This window comes from Streptomyces sp. NPDC005898 (assembly GCF_040629635.1).
In the GTDB taxonomy this organism is placed as follows: domain Bacteria; phylum Actinomycetota; class Actinomycetes; order Streptomycetales; family Streptomycetaceae; genus Streptomyces.
Genome location: NZ_JBEXWC010000002.1, coordinates 401,738 through 422,492 on the forward strand (window position 1 = coordinate 401,738; position 20,755 = coordinate 422,492).

The following is a 20,755-nucleotide window of genomic DNA, read 5'->3' on the forward strand; positions in this document are numbered from 1 at the left end:
CGCCCCTCCTGGTGTCGGCCCTGGCGCCGCTCCTGATCTCGCTCCTGGTCTCGCTCCTGGTCTGGGGAGCTGGGGCCTCGGAGGACGCGGAGGAGTTGCCGCGGCCGGCGCTCGCGTATGCCTGCCGACACTGGAGTGGGAGTCATACCGCCAGTCAAGGCAGCCGGGTGTTGTCGCCACGTATGCGGTTTTCGATACACCGGCGATATGTGCCGGCTCGTAGCCTCGCTCCATGCGTGTGCTGATTGTCGAGGACGAGCCCTATCTGGCGGAGGCCATCCGCGACGGCCTCCGCCTGGAGGCGATCGCGGGCGACATCGCGGGTGACGGCACCACCGCGCTGGAGCTGCTGGCCGTCAACACGTACGACATCGCCGTCCTCGACCGCGACATCCCCGGCCCGTCCGGTGACGAGATCGCCAGGCACATCCTCGCCTCCGGCAGCGGCACACCGATCCTCATGCTCACGGCGGCCGACCGCCTCGACGACAAGGCCTCGGGGTTCGAGCTCGGAGCCGACGACTACCTCACCAAGCCGTTCGAGCTCCGGGAACTCGCGCTCAGGCTCAGAGCACTCGACCGCAGACGTGCCCACCACAGGCCTCCCGTACGGGAGATCGCGGGACTGCGCCTCGACCCGTTCCGCAGAGAGGTCCACCGGGACGGCCGCTACGTGGCACTGACCAGGAAGCAGTTCGCCGTGCTCGAAGTCCTCGTCGCCGCGGAGGGCGGTGTCGTCAGCGCCGAGGAACTCCTGGAGCGCGCGTGGGACGAGAACGCCGACCCGTTCACCAATGCCGTCCGCATCACCGTCTCGGCCCTGCGCAAACGGCTCGGCGAACCCTGGATCATCGCCACCGCCCCGGGTGCCGGCTACCGCATCGACACGGCGCCACGGGCCACACCCGAGGGGGAAGGCCGTGGATAGGCGGCCCGGCCTGAGCGTTCGCCTCAAGCTCACGCTCAGCTACGCCGGTTTCGTCATGCTCGCCGGTGCCCTGCTGCTCGCCGCCGTGTGGGTGTTCCTCCTGCAGTACGTCCCCGACGACTGGGACCGCAGGATGCTGCACGAGAACCCCAATCGCCAGCTCCTCATCGGCACCTTCACTCCGGCGGCAGCCGCGGTCCTGATGTTCCTGCTTGTCTTCGGCCTCCTCGGCGGCTGGTTCCTCGCGGGCCGCATGCTCGCCCCCCTGACCCGCATCACCGACGCCACCCGCATGGCGACGGACGGATCACTCTCGCACCGCATCCGCCTGGAGGGCCGCAGGGACGAGTTCCGCGACCTGGCCGACGACTTCGACGCGATGCTCGAACGACTCGAGGCGCACGTCGCGGAACAGCGGAGGTTCGCGGCCAACGCCTCGCACGAGCTGCGCACCCCGCTGGCGATCTCGAAGGCGCTGCTCGACGTCGCCCGCAGCGACCCCGACCACGACACCGGCGAACTCGTCGAGCGTCTCCACACCGTCAACAGCCGGGCGATCGACCTCACGGAGGCGCTGCTGCTGCTCGGCCGCGCCGAGCGGCGGACCTTCGCCCGAGAACGCGTCGACCTGTCCCTCATGGCGGAAGAAGCCACCGAAACACTTCTCCCCCTCGCCGAGAGGCACCGCGTCTCCCTCGCCACCAGCGGTGACATCGCACCCACGACCGGCTCGCCGGCGCTCCTGCTCCAACTGGTCACGAACCTCGTGCACAACGCGATCGTCCACAACCTGTCCGAACGGGGCACCGTGTGGATCACCACCGCTGCCCGGCCCGAAACCGTGCTGCTCTCCGTCGAGAACACCGGCGAGAAGCTCGCCCCGCAGCTGACCCCGACCCTCACCGAACCGTTCCGGCGCGGCACGGAACGCGTCCACACCGACCATGTGGGCGCGGGCCTCGGCCTGGCCATCGTCGAGACGATCACCCGTGCCCACGACGGCACCCTCACCCTCACCCCGCGCCCCGCCGGCGGCCTGAGCGTCACCGTCGAGCTGCCCGCGGCGCCCCCGCGTACCGCCTCCTGACCAAGGTCGGCGGAGCCACGGGCCCGGGAACGGCGCGGGGCATGTCACGGACATGCACGCAGGGACCAGAGCGCATGCACGGCAGGGCAACGGCGTGCCAGAAAGCGCACGCATGCTGAAGCGAACCGCGAGGGGATCGCAAACCCCGCCCACACCCGACCGACTGATGAGGGAACGCCGTGCTCAAGAGGACTGGCTTCGCGCTGGTGTCGATCACCGCCGCGACCGCACTGCTCACCCCGCCGGCCACCATGGCCTCGGCGACGACCGGCCCCGCCCACAGGACGACGGCGGTCAGCCGGCACCTCCAGCCGGCGGCGCCGACGGCGGTCAGCCGGGACCTCCAGCCGGCATCGCCGACGGCGGTCAGCCGAGACCTCAGGCCGACGGCCAGGAGCAGCGCGGCCACCCAGGAGAACTGGCCGGTCATCGACTGGGACATCACGGACATCACGGCCGGCCGGGGCGAGCACGCGAATCGCTACTGGAACCTGATCGACGCGATCCACCGCAACAGCTACGGCGACGCGACCGACACCGGCAGCGGCCTGGTCCAGCAGACCACCCGGAACACGAACCGGCTGATCCAGGTGCGGGTGCGGAACGAGGGGCGCGACCTCGTCTCCGTCTACCTGTGGGCCGACAACCTCTACGTCGCGGGCTTCTACTCGCCCGGCGCCGGCGTCCACTGGGCCTTCCAGGACGGCCGCCAGCAGCAGTTCCAGCAGGATCTGGGCGTGCAGGTGCGTTTCATGCCGCGCAACGGGAGCTACCTCAGCCTCAACGGCGGCAGCACGCGCGAGAACCTCTACCTCGGCTCCACCAACATCTTCAACGCGCTGTACGACCTGCACAACGTCCCCACGTGGAACGAGACGCGCGTCGACCGGGGCATGCTGATGGCCATCACCATCTTCTCCGAAGCCGCCCGCTTCGGCCCGATCTTCAACCGCGTCTACGGCAACATCAACGGCTTCACCAACTACCAGCTGAGCCATGACTACGCCGAAATGGAGAACCAGTGGGGAGCCCTCTCCCGGGCCGCCCACAGCTGGCGTGAGGGCCGCCCGGCCTCGGTGCGCCTGATCGGCAACAACGTCACCAGCTTCGACCGGCTGCGCCAGGTGGTCGGCTTCGTCGAGCTGCACGGCTCGGAGGCGCTGCTCTAGAGCGTTGCCCGCGGCACCCCGGGGCGGCCGCGGGCCTGTGGACACGGAAAAGCCCCTCCGACCCGCGTTCGCGCAGTTCGGAGGGGCTCTCGGGCTGTGGAGCCTAGGGGAGTCGAACCCCTGACATCTGCCATGCAAAGACAGCGCTCTACCAACTGAGCTAAGGCCCCGAGAACGATGCGCCGGGCCGCGAGGACCGCCTTCCGGCGTGCACCGCAGACCAGAGTACCGGGTCACCCCCCGGATCTCGCAAAAGGATTGGGGGTCCCGGTCGACGACCACGCTCCGTAAGATGCACGACGTGGTTCGCGGCAGCGAACCGCGGTCTTAGGGGAAGCGATGGGGAGACGCAATGGACGCCGCACAGCAGGACACCACCGCGAGAGCACGGGAGCTCCAGCGGAACTGGTACGGGGAGCCGCTGGGGGCGCTCTTCCGTCGACTCATCGATGATCTGGGCCTCAACCAGGCGCGTCTCGCCGGGGTCCTCGGCCTGTCCGCGCCCATGCTGTCCCAGCTGATGAGCGGTCAGCGCGCCAAGATCGGCAACCCCGCGGTCGTCCAGCGTGTGCAGCTCCTCCAGGAGCTGGCGAGCCAGGTCGCGGACGGCAGCGTGAGCGCCGCCGAGGCGACCGACCGCATGGACGAGATCAGGAAGTCCCAGGGCGGCTCCGTGCTCACCAACACCTCGCAGACGGCGACCGGTTCGGGCGCGCCCACGGTCAAGCGCGTGGTGCGCGAGATCCAGTCGCTGCTGCGCTCCGTCGCCGCCGCCGGCGACATCATCGACGCCGCCGACTCCCTCGCCCCGACCCATCCGGAGCTGGCAGAGTTCCTCCGGGTGTACGGCGCCGGACGCACCGCGGACGCGGTGGCCCACTACGAGGCGCACCAGAGCTGAGCCGTCGACCGGGCCGCCGCACGGCCCGGAAGGGGAGCGGAGCGCGACCATGGGTGAGGTCTTCGCCGGCCGGTACGAACTGGTCGACCCGATCGGACACGGGGGAGTCGGAGCGGTCTGGCGCGCCTGGGACCACCGGCGGCGCCGCTACGTGGCCGCCAAAGTGCTGCAACAGAGCGACGCCCACACCCTGTTGAGGTTCGTGCGGGAGCAGGCCGTCAGGATCGACCACCCGCACGTGCTCGCGCCCGCCAGCTGGGCCGCCGACGACGACAAGGTCCTGTTCACCATGGACCTGGTCGGCGGCGGCTCGCTGGCGCACCTCATCGGGGACTACGGACCGCTGCCGCACCGTTTCGCCTGCACGCTCCTCGACCAGCTCCTCTCCGGTCTCGCGGCCGTCCACGCCGAAGGTGTCGTCCACCGCGACATCAAGCCGGCCAACGTCCTGCTCGAAGCCACCGGCTCCGGACGCCCGCACCTGCGTCTGTCGGACTTCGGCATATCCATGCGCAAGGGCGAGCCACGACTGACCGCGACCGACCATGTCATGGGCACGCCCGGCTACTTCGCTCCCGAGCAGCTGCTGGGCGCCGAACCGGACTTCACCGCCGACCTCTTCGCCGTCGGCCTGGTGGCCTTGTACGTCCTGGAGGGCGCGAAACCGGACGCCACGGCACTGATCGCACACTTCGCCGCGCACGGCACGCCCTGCGCGCCACGGGGTGTGCCGGAACCGCTCTGGCAGGTCATCGCCACCCTGCTCCAGCCCGACCCCAGGGCGCGGTTCCGCACCGCCGCCGGGGCGCGCAAGGCGCTGGCGTCCGCCGCCGAGCTGCTGCCGGAGCCGGACGCCGAGCCCGTCCAGATCTTCGACCATCTTCCGCCGCTGCCCACGGGGTACGCCCCTACTGGGCCCACTGGTCACACCGACCTCGCGCGTCCCACCAGCCCCGCCGGACACAGCGGCTCTGCCCGTCCCCCGGCCACCCTCAGTAACGGCTCCCCACCACCGAGCCCCGCACCGGCGACGCACCGCGCCCCCGCCTTCGGGACCCACAGCTACGTATCGCCACCGCCCTCCACGCCCCCCACGGCCAACCCACCACCCCACCCGCCCGCGAAGATCGCCGTCCCGATGCTGCTCATCGCGCTGCTGTGCCTCACCGTCGGCGTGTGGGCCCTGACCCGGCTCTGACGGCGAAGAGCGTCGCCCGCCGCCGCGCGACCAGCGTCCACACGCCGAGGACGCCCAGCAGACCCGCCCCGGTCCCGATCCCACCGACCGCGAGCACCACCATCGCCGTGTCGTCGTCGTCGTCCCCCTCCGTGACGCCGAACTCCCCCGCGGGTATGGGCGATCCCGCGTACGCCGGCCCCGGACGCGCGGCCCCTTCGACGGATATTCGGAGTGTCAGGTCGAGGGGCCCCTCGCCGGACACCTCCGCGACCCGCGGGCTGAGGTGGACCGACAGGTAGTACCAGCCGGCGAACCGCACCGCGGCCACCCTGTCGGCCGGCGCGAAGCGGTTCTCGTACGCAACCGGAGGCAGCGGGTCCAGCCGCACCGACTTCTGCTTGCCGTCGTACGCCGTGTCCTCGTCCTCGACCTCCGCGCGCACCGGGTTGGACAGCGCCACGACCAACGCGGACGAGACGTACCCCTTACCGCGCCCAGAGCCGCGTACCGCGCCGTTCCGCTCGCCCCGCCCGCTCGAACTGCCCAGCTCCGCGCCGACGGAGAGGCGCTGCCCCCAGTCGACCGGCACCCGGTAGAAGAGCGTTCGGCCGGGTGCGATCCGGTCGCCCCAGACCCCCGTACCCAGCGCGCGGGCCCCGGAGAAGCCCGGCCCGCCCGCGCGGCTCTTCCGCTCACCGGTCCGGGGCGCGGGGGTGGCGGAGTTCCAGGAGCGGGGCGCTCGCGTCGCTCCCGCCGACCGCAGCGCGGGTTCCGTCGCGACCCGAAGCTCCAGCCCCCAGTCACGCCGGGAGGACTCGGGGTCGCTCATCCGCTCGACGAGCACGTAGTACGTGCCGGCCCCCGCGCAGCTCCTCTCGTCGGGCCCGACCCGGCGCGCCGCCGTGGCGGTGACGGGGCGCGGGCTCTCCGAGGCCCCGAACCTCGCCTTCCGCGCCTCCCGGGGACTGCAGTTGGCGCCGTCGGCGTCCTGCACGGAGACCTTGAGGCCATCGGCGTAGGAGACCTTCTCGGCCACCCCCGGCACCGCGGTGACCGCCACGTAGGCGCTCTCCTCTGCCGTCAACTCCAGGCGGTAGAAACGCTGCCCCGCGCGCGGGAGGGAGCTCAGGTACGACTTCCCCGGGCTGAGCCGGTGCCCCGCCGCGTTGCTCGTCGCGCCGTCGATCGTTTCGGCGTCCTCGGCGAAACCGTACGGAGAGGACGCGCCCGCCGCCACCGTCTGAGCCGGGGGCAGCACTCCGGTCACACACAGCGCCGCCCCCACCGCCAGCGCCGCGCCCCTGCCCCCGCCAAGCCGCCGCCCCATCCCGCGCCACCCCTCGTCGCGAAGTCGGCCGTCCCGCCCGGACCGCCCGGGCCCATCCGCCCCGAGCGTCCTGCCCGCCGGGCGTCCCGGGGACACCACCACGACTCCGCCGTCACCGCAACCGCGCCACCACCAACCCCCACATTCGCTCCCGCAAGCAAATCCTTTACGGGAGCGAACTCACCGCACAGCACAAAGCCCCGGCCGCATCAGCGACCGGGGCCTGTGAAGTGACTGGTGTCGATGACTCACGAACCCGTGGGCACGGAGTCAGTCGCCTCCGTCCACAGATCCTGCTCGGCGCGATCCGCCTGGATCTGGCGGTACACGAGGAGCCCGCCGATGGCGGCCAGTGCGACCAGGAGAAGCTTCTTCACCGCGCGACCTCGTCTTTCCTTGACGTAGGGGACTTCTGGCGCCCGACTATACACACCGACCGATATCGATCGGTGACCTGGATCCGACCCCCAACTTCCGCCCCCGACACAGCAGTCCAAACGGACTTCGGCGCTCCGCCGGCCTCGCCCCACTGTGGCGTTCGCCGCTCCGCGCCCTTTCTCGGGGCCCTTGGGGCCATCCGGGTGGTGTTCATCTGAACATCGGCGCCGCGCGGGCGTCGGTCCGTCGTTATCGACCCCACATACACATCATGAGGAAAGTACGCAAATCGCCCAACCCGAATTGAGGGGTCATGACCGGCAACAAGGCCATGAAGCTGTGGACCACGATCGTCACCGCCTTCCTCGCGCTCTTCGCGGCGCTCGGACTCACCACGACGGCCACCGCGGCCACGGCGGTACAGGAGACCACGAACGCTCGCAACGCCACGGAGTGCGCGCCCACGCCGGCTCTGGCCGCCCTCTGGACAGCCGCGTACGAACGTTCGTTGCCCCCGACGATGAAGCAGCGCATCCGCGCCGAGGCCCACGGGTCATCCCCCAGCTGCCGGCACCTGCCCCCCGCGGACACGGAAACCGAGGCCGGGACGGCCACCGCCCATGAGCCAGGGCTCGCCTCGGAGCCGTAACCCGGACCGGGCACCCCCCATAGACGTCCGAAGGCCCCCCAGCCACACAGGCTGGGGGGCCTTCGCGCGAACGGACCGGCCGGCCGAGGGCGCGCGGTGCAGTCAGCTCGCCTGGCGCCGCTGACCGAGGACGCAGAACTCGTTGCCCTCGGGGTCCTCCAGGACCACCCACGACTGCTCGCCCTGGCCGATGTCGACGCGCTTCGCGCCGTGCGCCTCCAGGCGGGCCACCTCGGCGGCCTGGTCGTCGGGCCGGAAGTCGAGATGCAGCCGGCTCTTGGCCTTCTTGCTCTCCTCGACCCGGACGAAATCCAACCCCGGCAGGCGATCCGGCGCCGGGCGGATCTCGAACTCATCGTCATCGGAGTGGACGACGACCCAGCCAAGAGCGTCGGCCCACCACTGCCCCAGGGCCGCCGGATCCACCGAATGAACGATTACCTGTTCCCATTCCAAGGTCATCCGCAGAGCGTAGTGCGACCGAGGTTTCGACGACAGTGAGTTGTTCAGGGCGACCCGACACGGCAAAAACCCCCGACCGTATTCGGCCGGGGGTTTTCGTACTGGTGGGGCTAACAGGATTTGAACCTGTGGCCTCATCCTTATCAGGGATGCGCTCTAACCAACTGAGCTATAGCCCCGCCGCGCTTCGGAGTATGTCCCGCGCGCTGACCCCTGAAGATTAGCGCACCTGGGGGCCAGTCCCAAAATCGGTGCTCCGGCCCCGACGCGACCCCGTTACTCGTCTTCCGCCAGCGTCAGCTCGACGCCGCCCACGAAGCCCGCGGAGAGGTTGTAGATGAACGCCGCGAGCGTCGCCAGCGCCGTGGCCAGGATGACGTCGATGACCGCGATGATCGAGGTGAACGTCAGGACGCGCGGCAGCGACAGGAAGGACTGCAGGTCGAAGCCGTTCGACTCGTTCGAGCCCGTCGCCTCCGAGATCGTGCCGCCCACCGTCGAGAAGACGCCCATCGCGTCCATGACCATCCACAGCACGGCGGCCGCGACGATCGTGCAGATGCCGAGCGCGATGGAGAGCAGGAAGCTGACCTTCATGACCGACCACGGGTCGGCCCTGGCCACCCGCAGCCGCGCCTTGCGCGTGCGCGGCACCGTGCGCGTGCCCGGCCGCGGCTTGCGCGCCGCGCCCCCCTTGGCGCCCTGCTGGTACGCCTGCGGCGGGTGGTACGGCTGAGACGCCTGCGTCTCGGGCCTGCGCTCCCCGGGCAGCGCCCCGCCCGACGTGTCGGCGTCTCGGGTGTCCGTCACAGTTCCCCCCTGGGATCCATGAGACTCGTCGGAGTCGTGGGCATCTGTGGCGGAGCCACGGGCACCGTCCCTACCGGTAGTGCCGGCCCGCTGGGCCTCGGCGCCCGTGGCTTTACTCACGATCACTCACTCCTCGCGCTACTCGGCCGAGGAGTCCGTGCCCTCGTCCGTACCGACGGCCGGCTCGATGCCGTCCGGGTCGTCGACGACGATGTCCCCGTCGACTTCCTCGGCCTCGCGGCCGGCCTCGGCGTTACGAGCGATGCCGACCACGGCATCGCGCTTGCCCAGGTTGATCAGTTGGACGCCCATGGTGTCACGGCCCGTCTCCCTGACCTCGTTGACTCGCGTACGAATCACACCACCGCCCAGCGTGATGGCGAGGATCTCGTCCGTCTCCTCGACCACCAGGGCGCCCACGAGTTCGCCGCGGTCCTCCACGATCTTGGCGGCCTTGATGCCCAGGCCACCGCGACCCTGCACGCGGTACTCGTCGACATTGGTCCGCTTCGCGTACCCACCGTCGGTGGCGGTGAAGACGAACGTACCGGGCCGGACGACATTCATCGAGAGCAGTTCGTCGCCGTCGCGGAAACTCATGCCCTTCACACCCGACGTGGCGCGGCCCATCGGGCGCAGCGCGTCGTCCGTTGCGGTGAACCTGATCGACTGGGCCTTCTTGCTGATGAGCAGCAGGTCGTCCTCGGCCGACACCAGCTCGGCGCCGATCAGCTCGTCGTCCGAACCGTCGTCCGTCTCGCGGAGGTTGATGGCGATGACACCGCCCGAGCGGGGCGAGTCGTAGTCCTTCAGCGGGGTCTTCTTCACGAGGCCGCCCTTGGTGGCGAGCACCAGGTAGGGCACCGCTTCGTAGTCGCGGATCGCGAGGATCTCGGCGATCTGCTCGTCCGGCTGGAAGGCGAGGAGGTTCGCCACGTGCTGGCCGCGGGCGTCGCGGCCGGCGTCGGGCAGCTCGTACGCCTTGGCGCGGTAGACGCGGCCCTTGTTCGTGAAGAACAGCAGCCAGTGGTGCGTCGTCGACACGAAGAAGTGGTCGACGATGTCGTCCTGCTTCAGCTTCGTGCCGCGCACGCCCTTGCCGCCGCGCTTCTGCGAGCGGTAGTCCTCGGTCTTGGTGCGCTTGATGTAGCCGCCGCGGGTGATCGTGACGACGATGTCCTCTTCGGCGATCAGGTCCTCCATGGACATGTCGCCGTCGAAGGGCACGAGCGCGGAGCGACGGTCCTCGCCGAACTTGTCGACGATCGCCGCGAGCTCGTCGCTGATGATCTGGCGCTGCTTCTGGGGCGAGGCCAGGATCGAGTTGTACTCGTTGATCTTGGCCTGGAGCTCGTCGTGCTCGGCGACGATCTTCTGGCGCTCCAGGGCGGCGAGCCGGCGCAGCTGCATCTCGAGGATGGCGTTGGCCTGGATCTCGTCGATCGAGAGCAGGCCCATGAGGCCCTCGCGCGCGACGTCGACGGTCTGGCTGCCGCGGATGAGCGCGATGACCTCGTCGATGGCGTCCAGGGCCTTGAGCAGGCCGCGCAGGATGTGCGCCCGCTCCTCGGCCTTGCGCAGCCGGAACTTCGTGCGCCGGACGATGACCTCGACCTGGTGCGTCACCCAGTGGCGGATGAACGCGTCCAGCGAGAGCGTGCGTGGCACCCCGTCGACCAGGGCCAGCATGTTGGCGCTGAAGTTCGACTGGAGGTCGGTGTGCTTGTAGAGGTTGTTCAGCACGACCTTGGCGACCGCGTCCCTCTTCAGGACGATGACCAGGCGCTGGCCGGTGCGCGAGGACGACTCGTCGCGCACGTCGGCGATGCCGCCGACCTTGCCGTCCTTGACCAGGTCGGCGATCTTCTGCGCGAGGTTGTCGGGGTTGGTCTGGTAGGGCAGCTCGGTGACCACCAGGCACTGGCGGTTCTGGATCTCCTCGACCGCGACGACCGCGCGCATCGTGATGGAGCCGCGGCCCGTGCGGTAGGCCTCCTCGATGCCCTTGCGGCCCACCACGAGGGCGCCGGTCGGGAAGTCGGGGCCCTTGATGCGCTCGATGAGGGCGTCCAGCAGCTCCTCGTGCGAGGCGTCGGGGTGCTCCAGGGCCCACTGCGCGCCCGCCGCGACCTCGCGGAGGTTGTGCGGCGGGATGTTGGTGGCCATGCCGACCGCGATGCCCGCCGAACCGTTGATCAGCAGGTTCGGGAAGCGCGCCGGCAGGACCGTCGGCTCCTGGTTGCGGCCGTCGTAGTTGTCCGTGAAGTCGACGGTGTCCTCGTCGATGTCGCGGACCATCTCCATGGCCAGCGGCGCCATCTTGCACTCGGTGTACCGCATGGCGGCCGCCGGGTCGTTGCCCGGGGAGCCGAAGTTGCCGTTGGAGTCCACCAGCGGCATCCGCATCGACCACGGCTGGGCGAGGCGCACCAGGGCGTCGTAGATCGAGGAGTCGCCGTGCGGGTGGTACGTGCCCATGACGTCGCCGACGACGCGGGCGCACTTGTAGAAGCCCTTCTCGGGGCGGTAGCCGCCGTCGTACATCGCGTACAGGACGCGGCGGTGGACGGGCTTCAGGCCGTCGCGTACGTCGGGCAGCGCGCGGGACACGATGACGGACATCGCGTAGTCGAGGTAGGAGCGCTGCATCTCCGTCTCGAGCCCGACGGGCTCGACACGCATGCCCACACCGGGAACGACAGGTTCCTCTTCGGGCGTCACAGGGGTGTTCTCGTCGGCCATTGCTGGTCAAAGTCCTTTCGAGGTGCGGCTTGTACGGGCCGACTCAGATGTCGAGGAAGCGAACGTCCTTGGCATTGCGCTGGATGAACGAGCGCCGTGCCTCGACGTCCTCTCCCATCAGCACCGAGAAGAGGTCGTCGGCCTGTGCCGCGTCGTCCAAGGTGACCTGGCCGAGCACGCGGTGCTCCTGGTCCATCGTGGTGATGCGCAGCTCCTCGGCGTTCATCTCGCCGAGGCCCTTGAAGCGCTGGACCGAGTCGTCCCTGATGCGCTTGCCGGCCTGGCGGCCGATCTCCACCAGGGCGTCGCGCTCGCGGTCGGAGTACGCGTACTGGAAGTCGTCCCGCGACCACTTGATCTTGTACAACGGCGGGCGCGAGAGGTAGATGTGACCGTTCTCGACCAGCGGCCGCATGAAGCGGAACAGGAACGTCAGGAGCAGCGTGTTGATGTGCTGGCCGTCGACGTCGGCGTCCGCCATCAGGATGATCTTGTGATAGCGGAGCTTCTCGATGTCGAAGTCCTCGTGCACACCGGTGCCGAAGGCCGAGATGAGGGCCTGGACCTCCTGGTTGTGCAGGATCTTGTCGATGCGCGCCTTCTCGACGTTCAGGATCTTGCCTCGGATGGGCAGGATCGCCTGGTACATCGGGTCGCGGCCGGACTTCGCCGAACCACCGGCGGAGTCACCCTCGACGATGAAGATCTCGCACTTCGTCGGGTCGTTCGACTGGCAGTCGGAGAGCTTGCCCGGCAGGGACGCCGTCTCCAACAGGCCCTTGCGACGGGTCAGGTCGCGCGCCTTGCGGGCGGCGACGCGGGCCGTGGCGGCCTGGATGCCCTTGCGGATGATGTCGACGGCCTCGTTGGGGTTGCGGTCGAACCAGTCCGTGAGGTGCTCGTGGACGACCTTCTGCACGAAGGTCTTGGCCTCCGTGTTGCCCAGCTTGGTCTTCGTCTGGCCCTCGAACTGGGGCTCGCCCAGCTTCACCGAGATGATCGCCGTCAGACCCTCGCGGATGTCCTCGCCCGTGAGGTTGTCGTCCTTCTCGCGCAGCAGCTTCTTCTCGCGCGCGTAGCGGTTCACCAGGCCCGTCAGCGCGGCCCTGAAGCCCTCTTCGTGCGTGCCGCCCTCGTGCGTGTGGATCGTGTTCGCGAAGGAGTACACGCCCTCCGTGTACTGCGAGTTCCACTGCATCGCGATCTCGACCGAGAGCAGGCGCCCCTTGTCCTCGGCCTCGATGTCGATGACGGTCGGGTGGATGACCTCGCCCTTGCGGGAGTTGAGGTACTTCACGAAGTCGACGATGCCGCCTTCGTAGTGGTACGTGACCGTGCGGGCCTCGGCGGCCTCGTCGTCGGTCGCCTCGGCCGAGTCCGCACCCGCCGTGGCCTTCGCCGACTCGCGCTCATCAGTGAGTTTGATCGTCAAACCCTTGTTGAGGAACGCCATCTCCTGGAAGCGCCGCGCCAGCGTCTCGAAGGAGTACTCGGTGGTCTCGAAGATGTCGCCGTCGGCCCAGAAGGTGACCGAGGTGCCGGTCTCGTCGGTCGCCTCGTGCCGCTCCAGGGGGGCGGTCGGGGCACCCGTCTTGTAGTCCTGCGTCCAGCGGTAGCCGTCCGTCTTGATCTCGACGGAGAGCTTGGTGGACAGGGCGTTCACGACGGAGACGCCGACGCCGTGCAGACCACCGGAGACGGCGTAGCCGCCGCCGCCGAACTTGCCGCCCGCGTGCAGCACGGTCAGCACGACCTCGACGGCCGGCTTCTTCTCGACCGGGTGGATGCCCACCGGGATGCCACGGCCGTTGTCGATCACGCGCACGCCGCCGTCGGCGAGGATCGTGACGTCGATCGCGTCCGCGTGGCCGGCGAGGGCCTCGTCCACGGAGTTGTCCACGACCTCCTGCACCAGGTGGTGCAGACCGCGCTCACCGGTGGAACCGATGTACATGCCGGGTCGCTTGCGGACCGCGTCCAGACCCTCGAGGACGGTGATCGCGCTGGCGTCGTACGAGGGCGGGGCCTCGACGGTCTCGCCGGCGGCGGTGGACGGGATGTTCTCGTTGGGGTTGCCGGAATCGGCCACGAAGCGCCCTTTCTGGCACAGCACAAGCCAAGCTCCCGGCGGTGGCCGGAGCGGCTGCGTCGTTCAGCGATAGTCAGCGTTGCTCGGTGCGTCCCACAAGTGGGGCGGGATTAGCTTCCAGTCTACCGGTAGCACTGACATTGATGGGGGCTTGCCGGTACCTGAGTCCTCATGTGCCGCCCTGAACCGGACTCGGCCGACTCCCCATATACGGAACGGGGCTCCAGAGGGCTCACAGCGGCACTCAGCGCTTCGGGCCGTCAACCCCCAGCAACCGCCGCCGGCAGGCTCAGCCGTAGGTGTCGCCGGGGCCCGTGCTGCCCGGTGCGCGCAAGGGTCCGAAGCGGTGCGCGGGGCCCCCGGGGCCGAGGACCTTGAGGAGGCGCACGGTGCCGTGGCCCAGGTCCTCGTTGAGCCGGGCGACCAGCTGGGGGGCCATGAGGCGCAGCTGCGTGGCCCAGGCCGTGGAGTCGCACTGAACGGTCAGGACGCGCTCGTCCTCGTCGTACTTCTGCGGGACGCAGTGCTTGGCCAGGTCGTCGCCGACGATCTGCGGCCAGCGGCCCATCACACCGCCGACCGCGGCCGGCGTCTCCCAGCCGCGCTCGGTGATCAGCCGGTTGATGGCGGAGCCGAGCGGCAGCGGATCGCGGCCGTCGGCGCGGGCCCCGGAGCGCAGTCCGCCGCGGCGGGCCTGCTTCTTCTGCTGCGCGGCGTCCCCACGCGCGCGTGCCTGTTCTTTCGCGGCGCGCAGGGCGACGCGGGCGAGGTCGACGCCGGAGGGCTCGGGCGTCTTCCGCGGCCCCTCGGGCTCGCCCTTGGCGGGCTTCTCCTGGCTCATACGCGGTCCACCGCCCCGTCCGCCACCGCGAACCGCGTGCCTGCCAGCACGCCCGGGACGTCGTCGTCCACCGCGGCCGTGACCAGCACCTGCTCCCCGGGGGCCACCAGTTCCGCGAGCCGCTCCCGGCGGCGGGCGTCCAGCTCCGCGAAGACGTCGTCGAGGACGAGCACCGGCTCATTGCCCTCGGCCCTGAGCAGGTCGTACGAGGCCAGGCGCAGCGCCAGGGCGTACGACCAGGACTCACCGTGGCTCGCGTACCCCTTGGCGGGGAGCCGGCCCAGCTTGAGCAGCAGGTCGTCGCGGTGCGGGCCGATCAAGGTCACGCCCCGCTCGATCTCCTGCTTGCGCGCCTCCTCGAGGGCGGCGATCAGCTGTCCGTAGAGCGCCTCGCGGGTGTGGCCCTCACCAGGTGCGGAGGGCTTGTACTCCAGGGCGACGGGTCCGCCGCCGGGGGCCAGCTGTTCGTACGCCTTGTCGGCCAGCGGCTGGAGCGCCGAGATCAGATCGAGCCGCTGGGCCAGCAGCTCGGCGCCCGCGCGCGCGAGGTGCTGGTCCCAGACGTCGAGCGTGGACAGGTCCATGGAGCGTCCGCCGTGGCGCCGGGCGAGCGCGGCCGACTTCAGGAGGGTGTTGCGCTGCTTGAGGACCCGGTCGTAGTCCGAGCGGACGCCCGCCATGCGCGGGGAGCGGGCGGTGATCAGCTCGTCGAGGAAGCGCCGCCGCTCACCGGGGTCACCCTTGATCAACGCCAGGTCCTCGGGCGCGAAGAGCACCGTGCGCACGATGCCCAGCACGTCCCGCGGCCTGACCTGGGAGGACCGGTTGACGCGGGCGCGGTTCGCCTTGCCGGGGTTCAGTTCGAGTTCGATCAGCTGCTGCCGCTCGCCCTGGCGGACGTTGGCCCTGATGACGGCCCGCTCGGCGCCCATGCGCACCAGGGGGGCGTCCGAGGAGACGCGGTGGCTGCCGAGCGTGGCGAGGTAGCCGACGGCCTCCACGAGGTTCGTCTTGCCCTGGCCGTTGGGGCCCACGAACGCGGTGACGCCCGGATCGAGGGGGACCTCGACCCGGGCGTACGACCGGAAGTCGGCCAGCGACAGATGCGTGACGTGCATGGTGTGCGCCGACCTCCCCCGGCAAGCCCGTGCTCGACGCACAGGCTGTGGATTACTTCTTCTCGACCGCGTGGCCGCCGAACTGGTTGCGCAGCGCGGCGATCATCTTCATCTGCGGGGAGTCGTCCTGGCGGGACGCGAAGCGGGCGAAGAGGGACGCGGTGATCGCCGGGAGCGGGACCGCGTTGTCGATGGCCGCCTCGACGGTCCACCGGCCCTCCCCGGAGTCCTGCGCGAAGCCGCGCAGCTTCTCCAGGTGCTCGTCGTCGTCCAGCGCGTTGACCGCGAGGTCCAGCAGCCAGGAACGGATGACCGTGCCCTCCTGCCAGGAACGGAAGACCTCGCGCACGTCGGTGACCGAGTCGACCTTCTCCAGCAGCTCCCAGCCCTCGGCGTAGGCCTGCATCATGGCGTACTCGATGCCGTTGTGGACCATCTTCGCGAAGTGGCCCGCGCCGACCTTGCCCGCGTGCACCGAGCCGAAGTCGCCCTCGGGCTTGAGCGCGTCGAAGACCGGCTGCACCTTGGCGACGTCTTCCTTGTCGCCGCCGTACATCAGGGCGTAGCCGTTCTCCAGGCCCCAGACGCCGCCGGAGACACCGCAGTCCACGAAGCCGATGCCCTTGGCCTTCAGCTCCTCGGCGTGCTTCTCGTCGTCCGTCCAGCGGCTGTTCCCGCCGTCCACGACGACGTCGCCGGGCTGGAGGAGCTCGGACAGCTCGTCGATGGTCGACTGGGTCGCGGCACCGGCCGGGACCATCACCCACACGACCCGCGGGCCCTTGAGCTTGCCCACAAGCTCTTCGAGGCTGTGGACATCGGCGAGGTCCGGGTTGCGGTCGTATCCGATGACGGTGTGACCTGCGCGGCGGATGCGCTCGCGCATGTTGCCGCCCATCTTGCCGAGGCCGACGAGACCGAGCTCCATCAGTGGTTCCTTCACTAGCGACGTGGCGTTACGGCACTTTCGTACCTGCGTCCGAGCCTACGCCCGGACGCACGCACACACCTGTGGGCTCAGCCGCTCAGACGTACCGGCATGATCAGGTACTTGTAGGCGTCGTCCGCCTCGGCGTCCAGGGCCGGCCTGCCGCTCAGCAGCGCCGGCTTCGTGGAGGTCGTGAAGGACAGCTGGGCGACCGGGGAGTCGATCGCGCTCAGCCCGTCGAGCAGGAACGTCGGGTTGAAGGCGATCGAGATGTCGTCGCCCTCGAGCTGGGCGTCGACCCTTTCCACAGCCTGTGCGTCGTCGCTGGAGCCGGCCTCCAGGATCAGCACCCCCTGCTCGAAGCTGAGCCGCACCGGGGTGTTCCGCTCGGCCACCAGGGCCACACGCTTGACGGCCTCCACGAAGGGGGCGGTCTCGATCACGGCCACCGAGTTGAACTCGGTCGGGAACAGCGTGCGGTACTTCGGCAGGTCGCCTTCGAGGAGACGCGTGGTCGTACGCCGGCCCGCTCCCTCGAAACCGATCAGGCCCTCGCCCGCGCCCGAGCCGGACAGCGCCAGGGTGACCGTGTCGCCGCTCGTGAGCGCCTTGGCGGTGTCCAGGAGCGTCTTGGCCGGGACCAGGGCGACGGCGGACGCCTCGGGGTCCTCCGGCTTCCACAGGAACTCGCGGACCGCGAAGCGGTAGCGGTCGGTGGAGGCCAGGGTGACCGTGTCGCCCTCGATCTCGATGCGTACGCCGGTCAGCACCGGCAGCGTGTCGTCGCGGCCCGCGGCGATGGCCACCTGGGCGGCGGCGGAGGCGAAGACCTCACCGGGGACGGTGCCCGTGGCGGTCGGCATCTGCGGCAGCGCGGGGTACTCCTCCACGGGAAGCGTGTGGAGTGTGAAGCGCGAGGAGCCGCAGACCACCGTCGCCCGTACACCGTCTGTGGAGATCTCCACCGGGCGGTTGGGGAGCGCGCGGCAGATGTCCGCGAGCAGCCGGCCGGAGACGAGGACCGTGCCTTCCTCGTCCACCTCGGCGTCCACCGAGACGCGTGCCGAGACCTCGTAGTCGAAGCTCGACAGGCTCAGTGCGCCTTCCTCGGCCTTCAGCAGCAGACCTGCGAGGACGGGCGCAGGCGGCCGGGCCGGGAGGCTGCGCGCCGCCCAGGCCACCGCCTCCGCGAGTACGTCGCGTTCAACCCGGATCTTCACCGTAAGCCGCCCTCCTGCTGTTGCTGGCTGCTCTCGCCCGCTGGGCCTGTGGCCCTCGTCGTCTGACTCGGTGTCTCTCAGCCATGCCGTGGGAAGGACACCGGGGTCCAGTCTGACGCACCGCACTGACAGTCGGTGCCCGTCGGGGTCAAGTCGTGGCGAGCGGCCTCGGAGCTCCGCGGGGCGAGTTGTGCACAGGCCCCACTTCCAAACGATTTCCCCGGACTCTCTAGTTGGGAGTAGTAGTAGGGCCTGTGGAAACCGTGGATAACCGTGTATGCGCTGGTCAGCACCGGTTTTTTATCCACCGTGCCTGTGGGCGGAGCCCGTGGACAACCGGGCGTTTCTGTGGACGGGCGAAAGTTCTGCACACCCGATGCACAGGCAAGGGCCACTTCTCCCCAGCGCTGTCCCCAGCTTTACCCCGCTTCCCCACAGGCCAACCCGGCACCTTGGTGTGACGCCTTTCACTCGACCCGGTGAGGGGGCGCGTCGCGTTGCCGAACAGTGGACAGCCGTGTGGAGAAGCTGGGAAAAGCTGGGGACAACAGCCTCCTGCCTGTGGGCCGCCGGTGGACAACGTCGCGCACACCCTGTGGACGGAATTTTCATCCACAGCCTGTGGACAGTCTTCGTCCACGAATCCACAACCACCTGACCTGGCCTGATGATCTCTCAGTCGCGCCGCCTGTGGACAGTGTCTGGACAACTTTCCAGTCCCCAGGGTGTGGACGCGAAAAAGTCCCGACATCTGTGGAGAACCCCCGTCTGAGCTGGGGAAATCGAACAAAGAGGGCCGGCCGTACGAGGGTCTTGTGCGGGTGGAACGGGCTTCCCACGCCGCGAAACGGGCTCCACGCACGCGTGGGCGACGAAAAAGGCGCCCCGGGAGGTGTCCCGGGGCGCCCTCGGCGACGCGTCGCGGCGGCCGTCAGCCGTTCTTGATGCGGTTGGTGAGTTCGGTGACCTGGTTGTAGATGGAGCGCCGCTCGGCCATCAGAGCGCGGATCTTGCGGTCCGCGTGCATGACGGTCGTATGGTCGCGGCCGCCGAACTGCGCCCCGATCTTCGGCAGCGAGAGGTCGGTCAGCTCCCGGCACAGGTACATGGCGATCTGGCGGGCCGTCACCAGCACGCGGCTGCGCGAGGATCCGCACAAATCATCCACTGTCAGACCGAAGTAGTCCGCGGTCGCCGCCATGATGGCCGTCGCCGTGATCTCCGGAGCCGCGTTCTCGCCGCCCGGGATCAGGTCCTTGAGGACGATCTCGGTGAGCCCCAGGTCCACGGGCTGGCGGTTCAGCGACGCGAACGCCGTGACCCGGATCAGCGCGCCCTCCAGCTCGCGGATGTTCCGCGAGATCCGCGACGCGATGAACTCGAGGACCTCCGGCGGGGCGTTGAGCTGCTCCTGCACCGCCTTCTTGCGGAGGATCGCGATACGCGTCTCCAGCTCGGGCGGCTGGACGTCGGTGATCAGCCCCCACTCGAAGCGGTTGCGCAGCCGGTCCTCCAGCGTGACCAGCTGCTTGGGCGGCCGGTCGCTGGACAGGACGATCTGCTTGTTCGCGTTGTGGAGCGTGTTGAAGGTGTGGAAGAACTCCTCCTGGGTCGACTCCTTGTCCGCGAGGAACTGGATGTCGTCGACCAGCAGGATGTCCATCTCGCGGTAGCGCTTGCGAAAGCTGTCGCCCTTGCCGTCGCGGATGGAGTTGATGAACTCGTTGGTGAACTCCTCGGAGCTCACGTACCGCACGCGCGTTCCGGGGTACAGGCTGCGGGCGTAGTGCCCGATCGCGTGCAGCAGGTGCGTCTTGCCGAGTCCCGACTCCCCGTAGATGAAGAGGGGGTTGTACGCCTTCGCGGGCGCCTCCGCGACGGCCACCGCGGCCGCGTGCGCGAAGCGGTTGGACGCGCCGATGACGAAGGTGTCGAAGAGGTACTTGGGGTTGAGCCGGGCCGTCGGCTCGCCGGGCCCCGTCGCGGGCGCCGGCTGCGCGGCCAGCGGGCCGGGGGCGCCGCTGGACGAGTTGCGGCCGACCGGGCCGCCCCGGTGCACTCCGTGGCCGCCGTGCCCCTCGTTGCCCCGGTGATCGCGCGGATCGCGGTGGTCACGGGGATCGCGGTGGTCGCGGGGGTCTCCGGAGGAGTCGGACATGTCATGGCGCTCGCGGCGGTCCTGCGACTCCGAGCGCTGCTGCTCGTACGGTGAGCGGTCCTGTGGCTGCGAGCGGTAGTCGCGCTGCGGCTGCTGGACCGGGTTCGCGTACGGGTCGCGGTCGGGGAAGCCGAGCCGGGGCTGTTGCCAGCCGTAGTCGTCCTGCTGCTGCGGCTGCGGCCAGGCGCCGGGACCCGGACGCCGGTAGTCCGGGTAGGCGGGGCGGGCGGTCGGCAGCTGATCGCGGGAGCCTTGGTGCTCGTCCGAGGGGCGGCGCCCATAACTCTCGTAGCCGTCCCGCCCCTGGCCCGAGCCGGAGGGCAGCTCGGGCTCCTCGTAGCGCTGCTGGTGCGACTGCTGCTGACCCTGCTGGTGCTGGATCGGCGGGCCGGCCGGTTCGCCGACGGAGTCGTCGACCGTGATGGCGATGCGGATCGGGCGGCCGCACTCACGGCTCAGCGTCTCGCTGACCACGGGGGCCAGCCGGCCCTCCAGGACGCCCTTGGCGAACTCGTTCGGCACGGCGAGCAGCGCGGTGTCGGCGACCAGCGCCAGGGGCTGGCAGCTCCGGAGCCACCGCTCGTCCTTGGCCTCGACACCCTGGCCCCGCCCCTCACCCAGCAGATGTTCCAGAACTCGTGGCCACACTGCGGCAAGATCGGCAGGTACATCAGCCACAGGGCACGCTCTCTCACGGGGTCCCACGAAGGTGTGGTTCTTGGGACGGAAATCGGGATGGGGAGGGGGAAGGGAACGAATCGGAGTTCA

The 20,755-nt window shown here is 69.7% G+C and carries 17 protein-coding genes and 2 tRNA genes; 6 read left to right on the plus strand and 13 right to left on the minus strand.

Annotation, left to right across the window (positions count from 1 at the left end; genetic code table 11):
- The first annotated feature begins 232 nt into the window (after positions 1-232).
- The 3 genes from ABZ385_RS04575 (at position 233) to ABZ385_RS04585 (ending at position 3,184) form a co-directional block, all read left to right on the plus strand.
- Positions 233-928 (plus strand): response regulator transcription factor, encoded by a 696-nt coding sequence (locus tag ABZ385_RS04575; RefSeq protein ID WP_358909661.1) that lies wholly within the window; start codon positions 233-235, stop codon positions 926-928.
- On the plus strand, positions 921-2,015 hold the full coding sequence (locus ABZ385_RS04580) for a HAMP domain-containing sensor histidine kinase (protein ID WP_358909663.1): 1,095 nt from the start codon (positions 921-923) through the stop codon (positions 2,013-2,015). The genes ABZ385_RS04575 and ABZ385_RS04580 overlap by 8 nt, the downstream gene beginning before the upstream one ends.
- Positions 2,016-2,194: 179 nt before the next feature.
- On the plus strand, positions 2,195-3,184 hold the full coding sequence (locus ABZ385_RS04585) for a ribosome-inactivating family protein (RefSeq protein ID WP_358697153.1): 990 nt from the start codon (positions 2,195-2,197) through the stop codon (positions 3,182-3,184).
- Between the two features lie 97 nt (positions 3,185-3,281).
- On the opposite strand, the gene ABZ385_RS04590 is transcribed toward ABZ385_RS04585, so the two are convergent.
- Positions 3,282-3,354, minus strand: a tRNA-Ala gene (locus tag ABZ385_RS04590).
- A gap of 182 nt (positions 3,355-3,536) precedes the next feature.
- On the opposite strand from ABZ385_RS04590, the gene ABZ385_RS04595 reads away from it, so the two are divergent.
- Entirely contained in the window at positions 3,537-4,085 is a 549-nt protein-coding gene (locus tag ABZ385_RS04595) for a DNA-binding protein (protein WP_358578055.1), read from the plus strand.
- Between the two features lie 49 nt (positions 4,086-4,134).
- Positions 4,135-5,283, plus strand: a complete 1,149-nt coding sequence (locus tag ABZ385_RS04600) for a serine/threonine-protein kinase (protein ID WP_358909664.1) — start codon at positions 4,135-4,137, stop codon at positions 5,281-5,283.
- Here ABZ385_RS04600 and ABZ385_RS04605 read toward each other — a convergent pair.
- On the minus strand, positions 5,249-6,592 hold the full coding sequence (locus ABZ385_RS04605) for a hypothetical protein (RefSeq protein ID WP_358909666.1): 1,344 nt from the start codon (positions 6,590-6,592) through the stop codon (positions 5,249-5,251). The genes ABZ385_RS04600 and ABZ385_RS04605 overlap by 35 nt on opposite strands.
- 248 nt (positions 6,593-6,840) lie before the next feature.
- Positions 6,841-6,969 carry a DLW-39 family protein gene (locus ABZ385_RS04610; protein ID WP_003999697.1) on the minus strand — a complete coding sequence of 43 codons (129 nt, stop codon included), beginning with the start codon at positions 6,967-6,969 and terminating at the stop codon, positions 6,841-6,843.
- A gap of 314 nt (positions 6,970-7,283) precedes the next feature.
- Between ABZ385_RS04610 and ABZ385_RS04615 the strand changes: the two genes are divergently transcribed.
- Complete coding sequence (locus ABZ385_RS04615; protein ID WP_358909667.1) at positions 7,284-7,619, plus strand: DUF6344 domain-containing protein; 336 nt, start codon at positions 7,284-7,286, stop codon at positions 7,617-7,619.
- Positions 7,620-7,721: 102 nt separating this feature from the next.
- Here the strand turns inward: ABZ385_RS04615 and ABZ385_RS04620 are convergent, their stop codons facing one another.
- From ABZ385_RS04620 to dnaA, 10 genes are all read right to left on the minus strand, one after another.
- The gene (locus ABZ385_RS04620; protein ID WP_358909668.1) at positions 7,722-8,081 is read right to left on the minus strand and encodes a VOC family protein; all 360 of its coding nucleotides are present in this window, start codon (positions 8,079-8,081) and stop codon (positions 7,722-7,724) included.
- Between the two features lie 102 nt (positions 8,082-8,183).
- A tRNA-Ile gene (locus ABZ385_RS04625) sits at positions 8,184-8,260 on the minus strand.
- Between the two features lie 97 nt (positions 8,261-8,357).
- On the minus strand, positions 8,358-9,011 hold the full coding sequence (locus ABZ385_RS04630) for a DUF3566 domain-containing protein (RefSeq protein WP_358578068.1): 654 nt from the start codon (positions 9,009-9,011) through the stop codon (positions 8,358-8,360).
- A gap of 18 nt (positions 9,012-9,029) precedes the next feature.
- A complete protein-coding gene (gene gyrA, locus ABZ385_RS04635; RefSeq protein ID WP_358578071.1) occupies positions 9,030-11,633 on the minus strand; it encodes a DNA gyrase subunit A in 2,604 nt (867 codons plus the stop codon).
- 43 nt (positions 11,634-11,676) lie between these two features.
- On the minus strand, positions 11,677-13,746 hold the full coding sequence (gene gyrB, locus ABZ385_RS04640) for a DNA topoisomerase (ATP-hydrolyzing) subunit B (protein ID WP_358578074.1): 2,070 nt from the start codon (positions 13,744-13,746) through the stop codon (positions 11,677-11,679).
- Between the two features lie 265 nt (positions 13,747-14,011).
- Positions 14,012-14,563, minus strand: a complete 552-nt coding sequence (locus ABZ385_RS04645) for a DciA family protein (protein ID WP_358909670.1) — start codon at positions 14,561-14,563, stop codon at positions 14,012-14,014.
- Entirely contained in the window at positions 14,560-15,681 is a 1,122-nt protein-coding gene (gene recF, locus ABZ385_RS04650) for a DNA replication/repair protein RecF (protein ID WP_358578079.1), read from the minus strand. The genes ABZ385_RS04645 and recF overlap by 4 nt, the downstream gene beginning before the upstream one ends.
- Positions 15,682-15,733: 52 nt before the next feature.
- Complete coding sequence (gene gnd, locus ABZ385_RS04655) at positions 15,734-16,609, minus strand: phosphogluconate dehydrogenase (NAD(+)-dependent, decarboxylating) (protein ID WP_358578081.1); 876 nt, start codon at positions 16,607-16,609, stop codon at positions 15,734-15,736.
- Positions 16,610-16,698: 89 nt separating this feature from the next.
- Positions 16,699-17,829: a DNA polymerase III subunit beta gene (dnaN, locus tag ABZ385_RS04660; protein WP_358696335.1), complete on the minus strand. Its 1,131-nt coding sequence runs from the start codon at positions 17,827-17,829 to the stop codon at positions 16,699-16,701.
- A 931-nt stretch (positions 17,830-18,760) separates the two neighbouring features.
- On the minus strand, positions 18,761-20,665 hold the full coding sequence (dnaA, locus tag ABZ385_RS04665) for a chromosomal replication initiator protein DnaA (protein ID WP_358578085.1): 1,905 nt from the start codon (positions 20,663-20,665) through the stop codon (positions 18,761-18,763).
- Between the last annotated feature and the right edge of the window lie 90 nt (positions 20,666-20,755).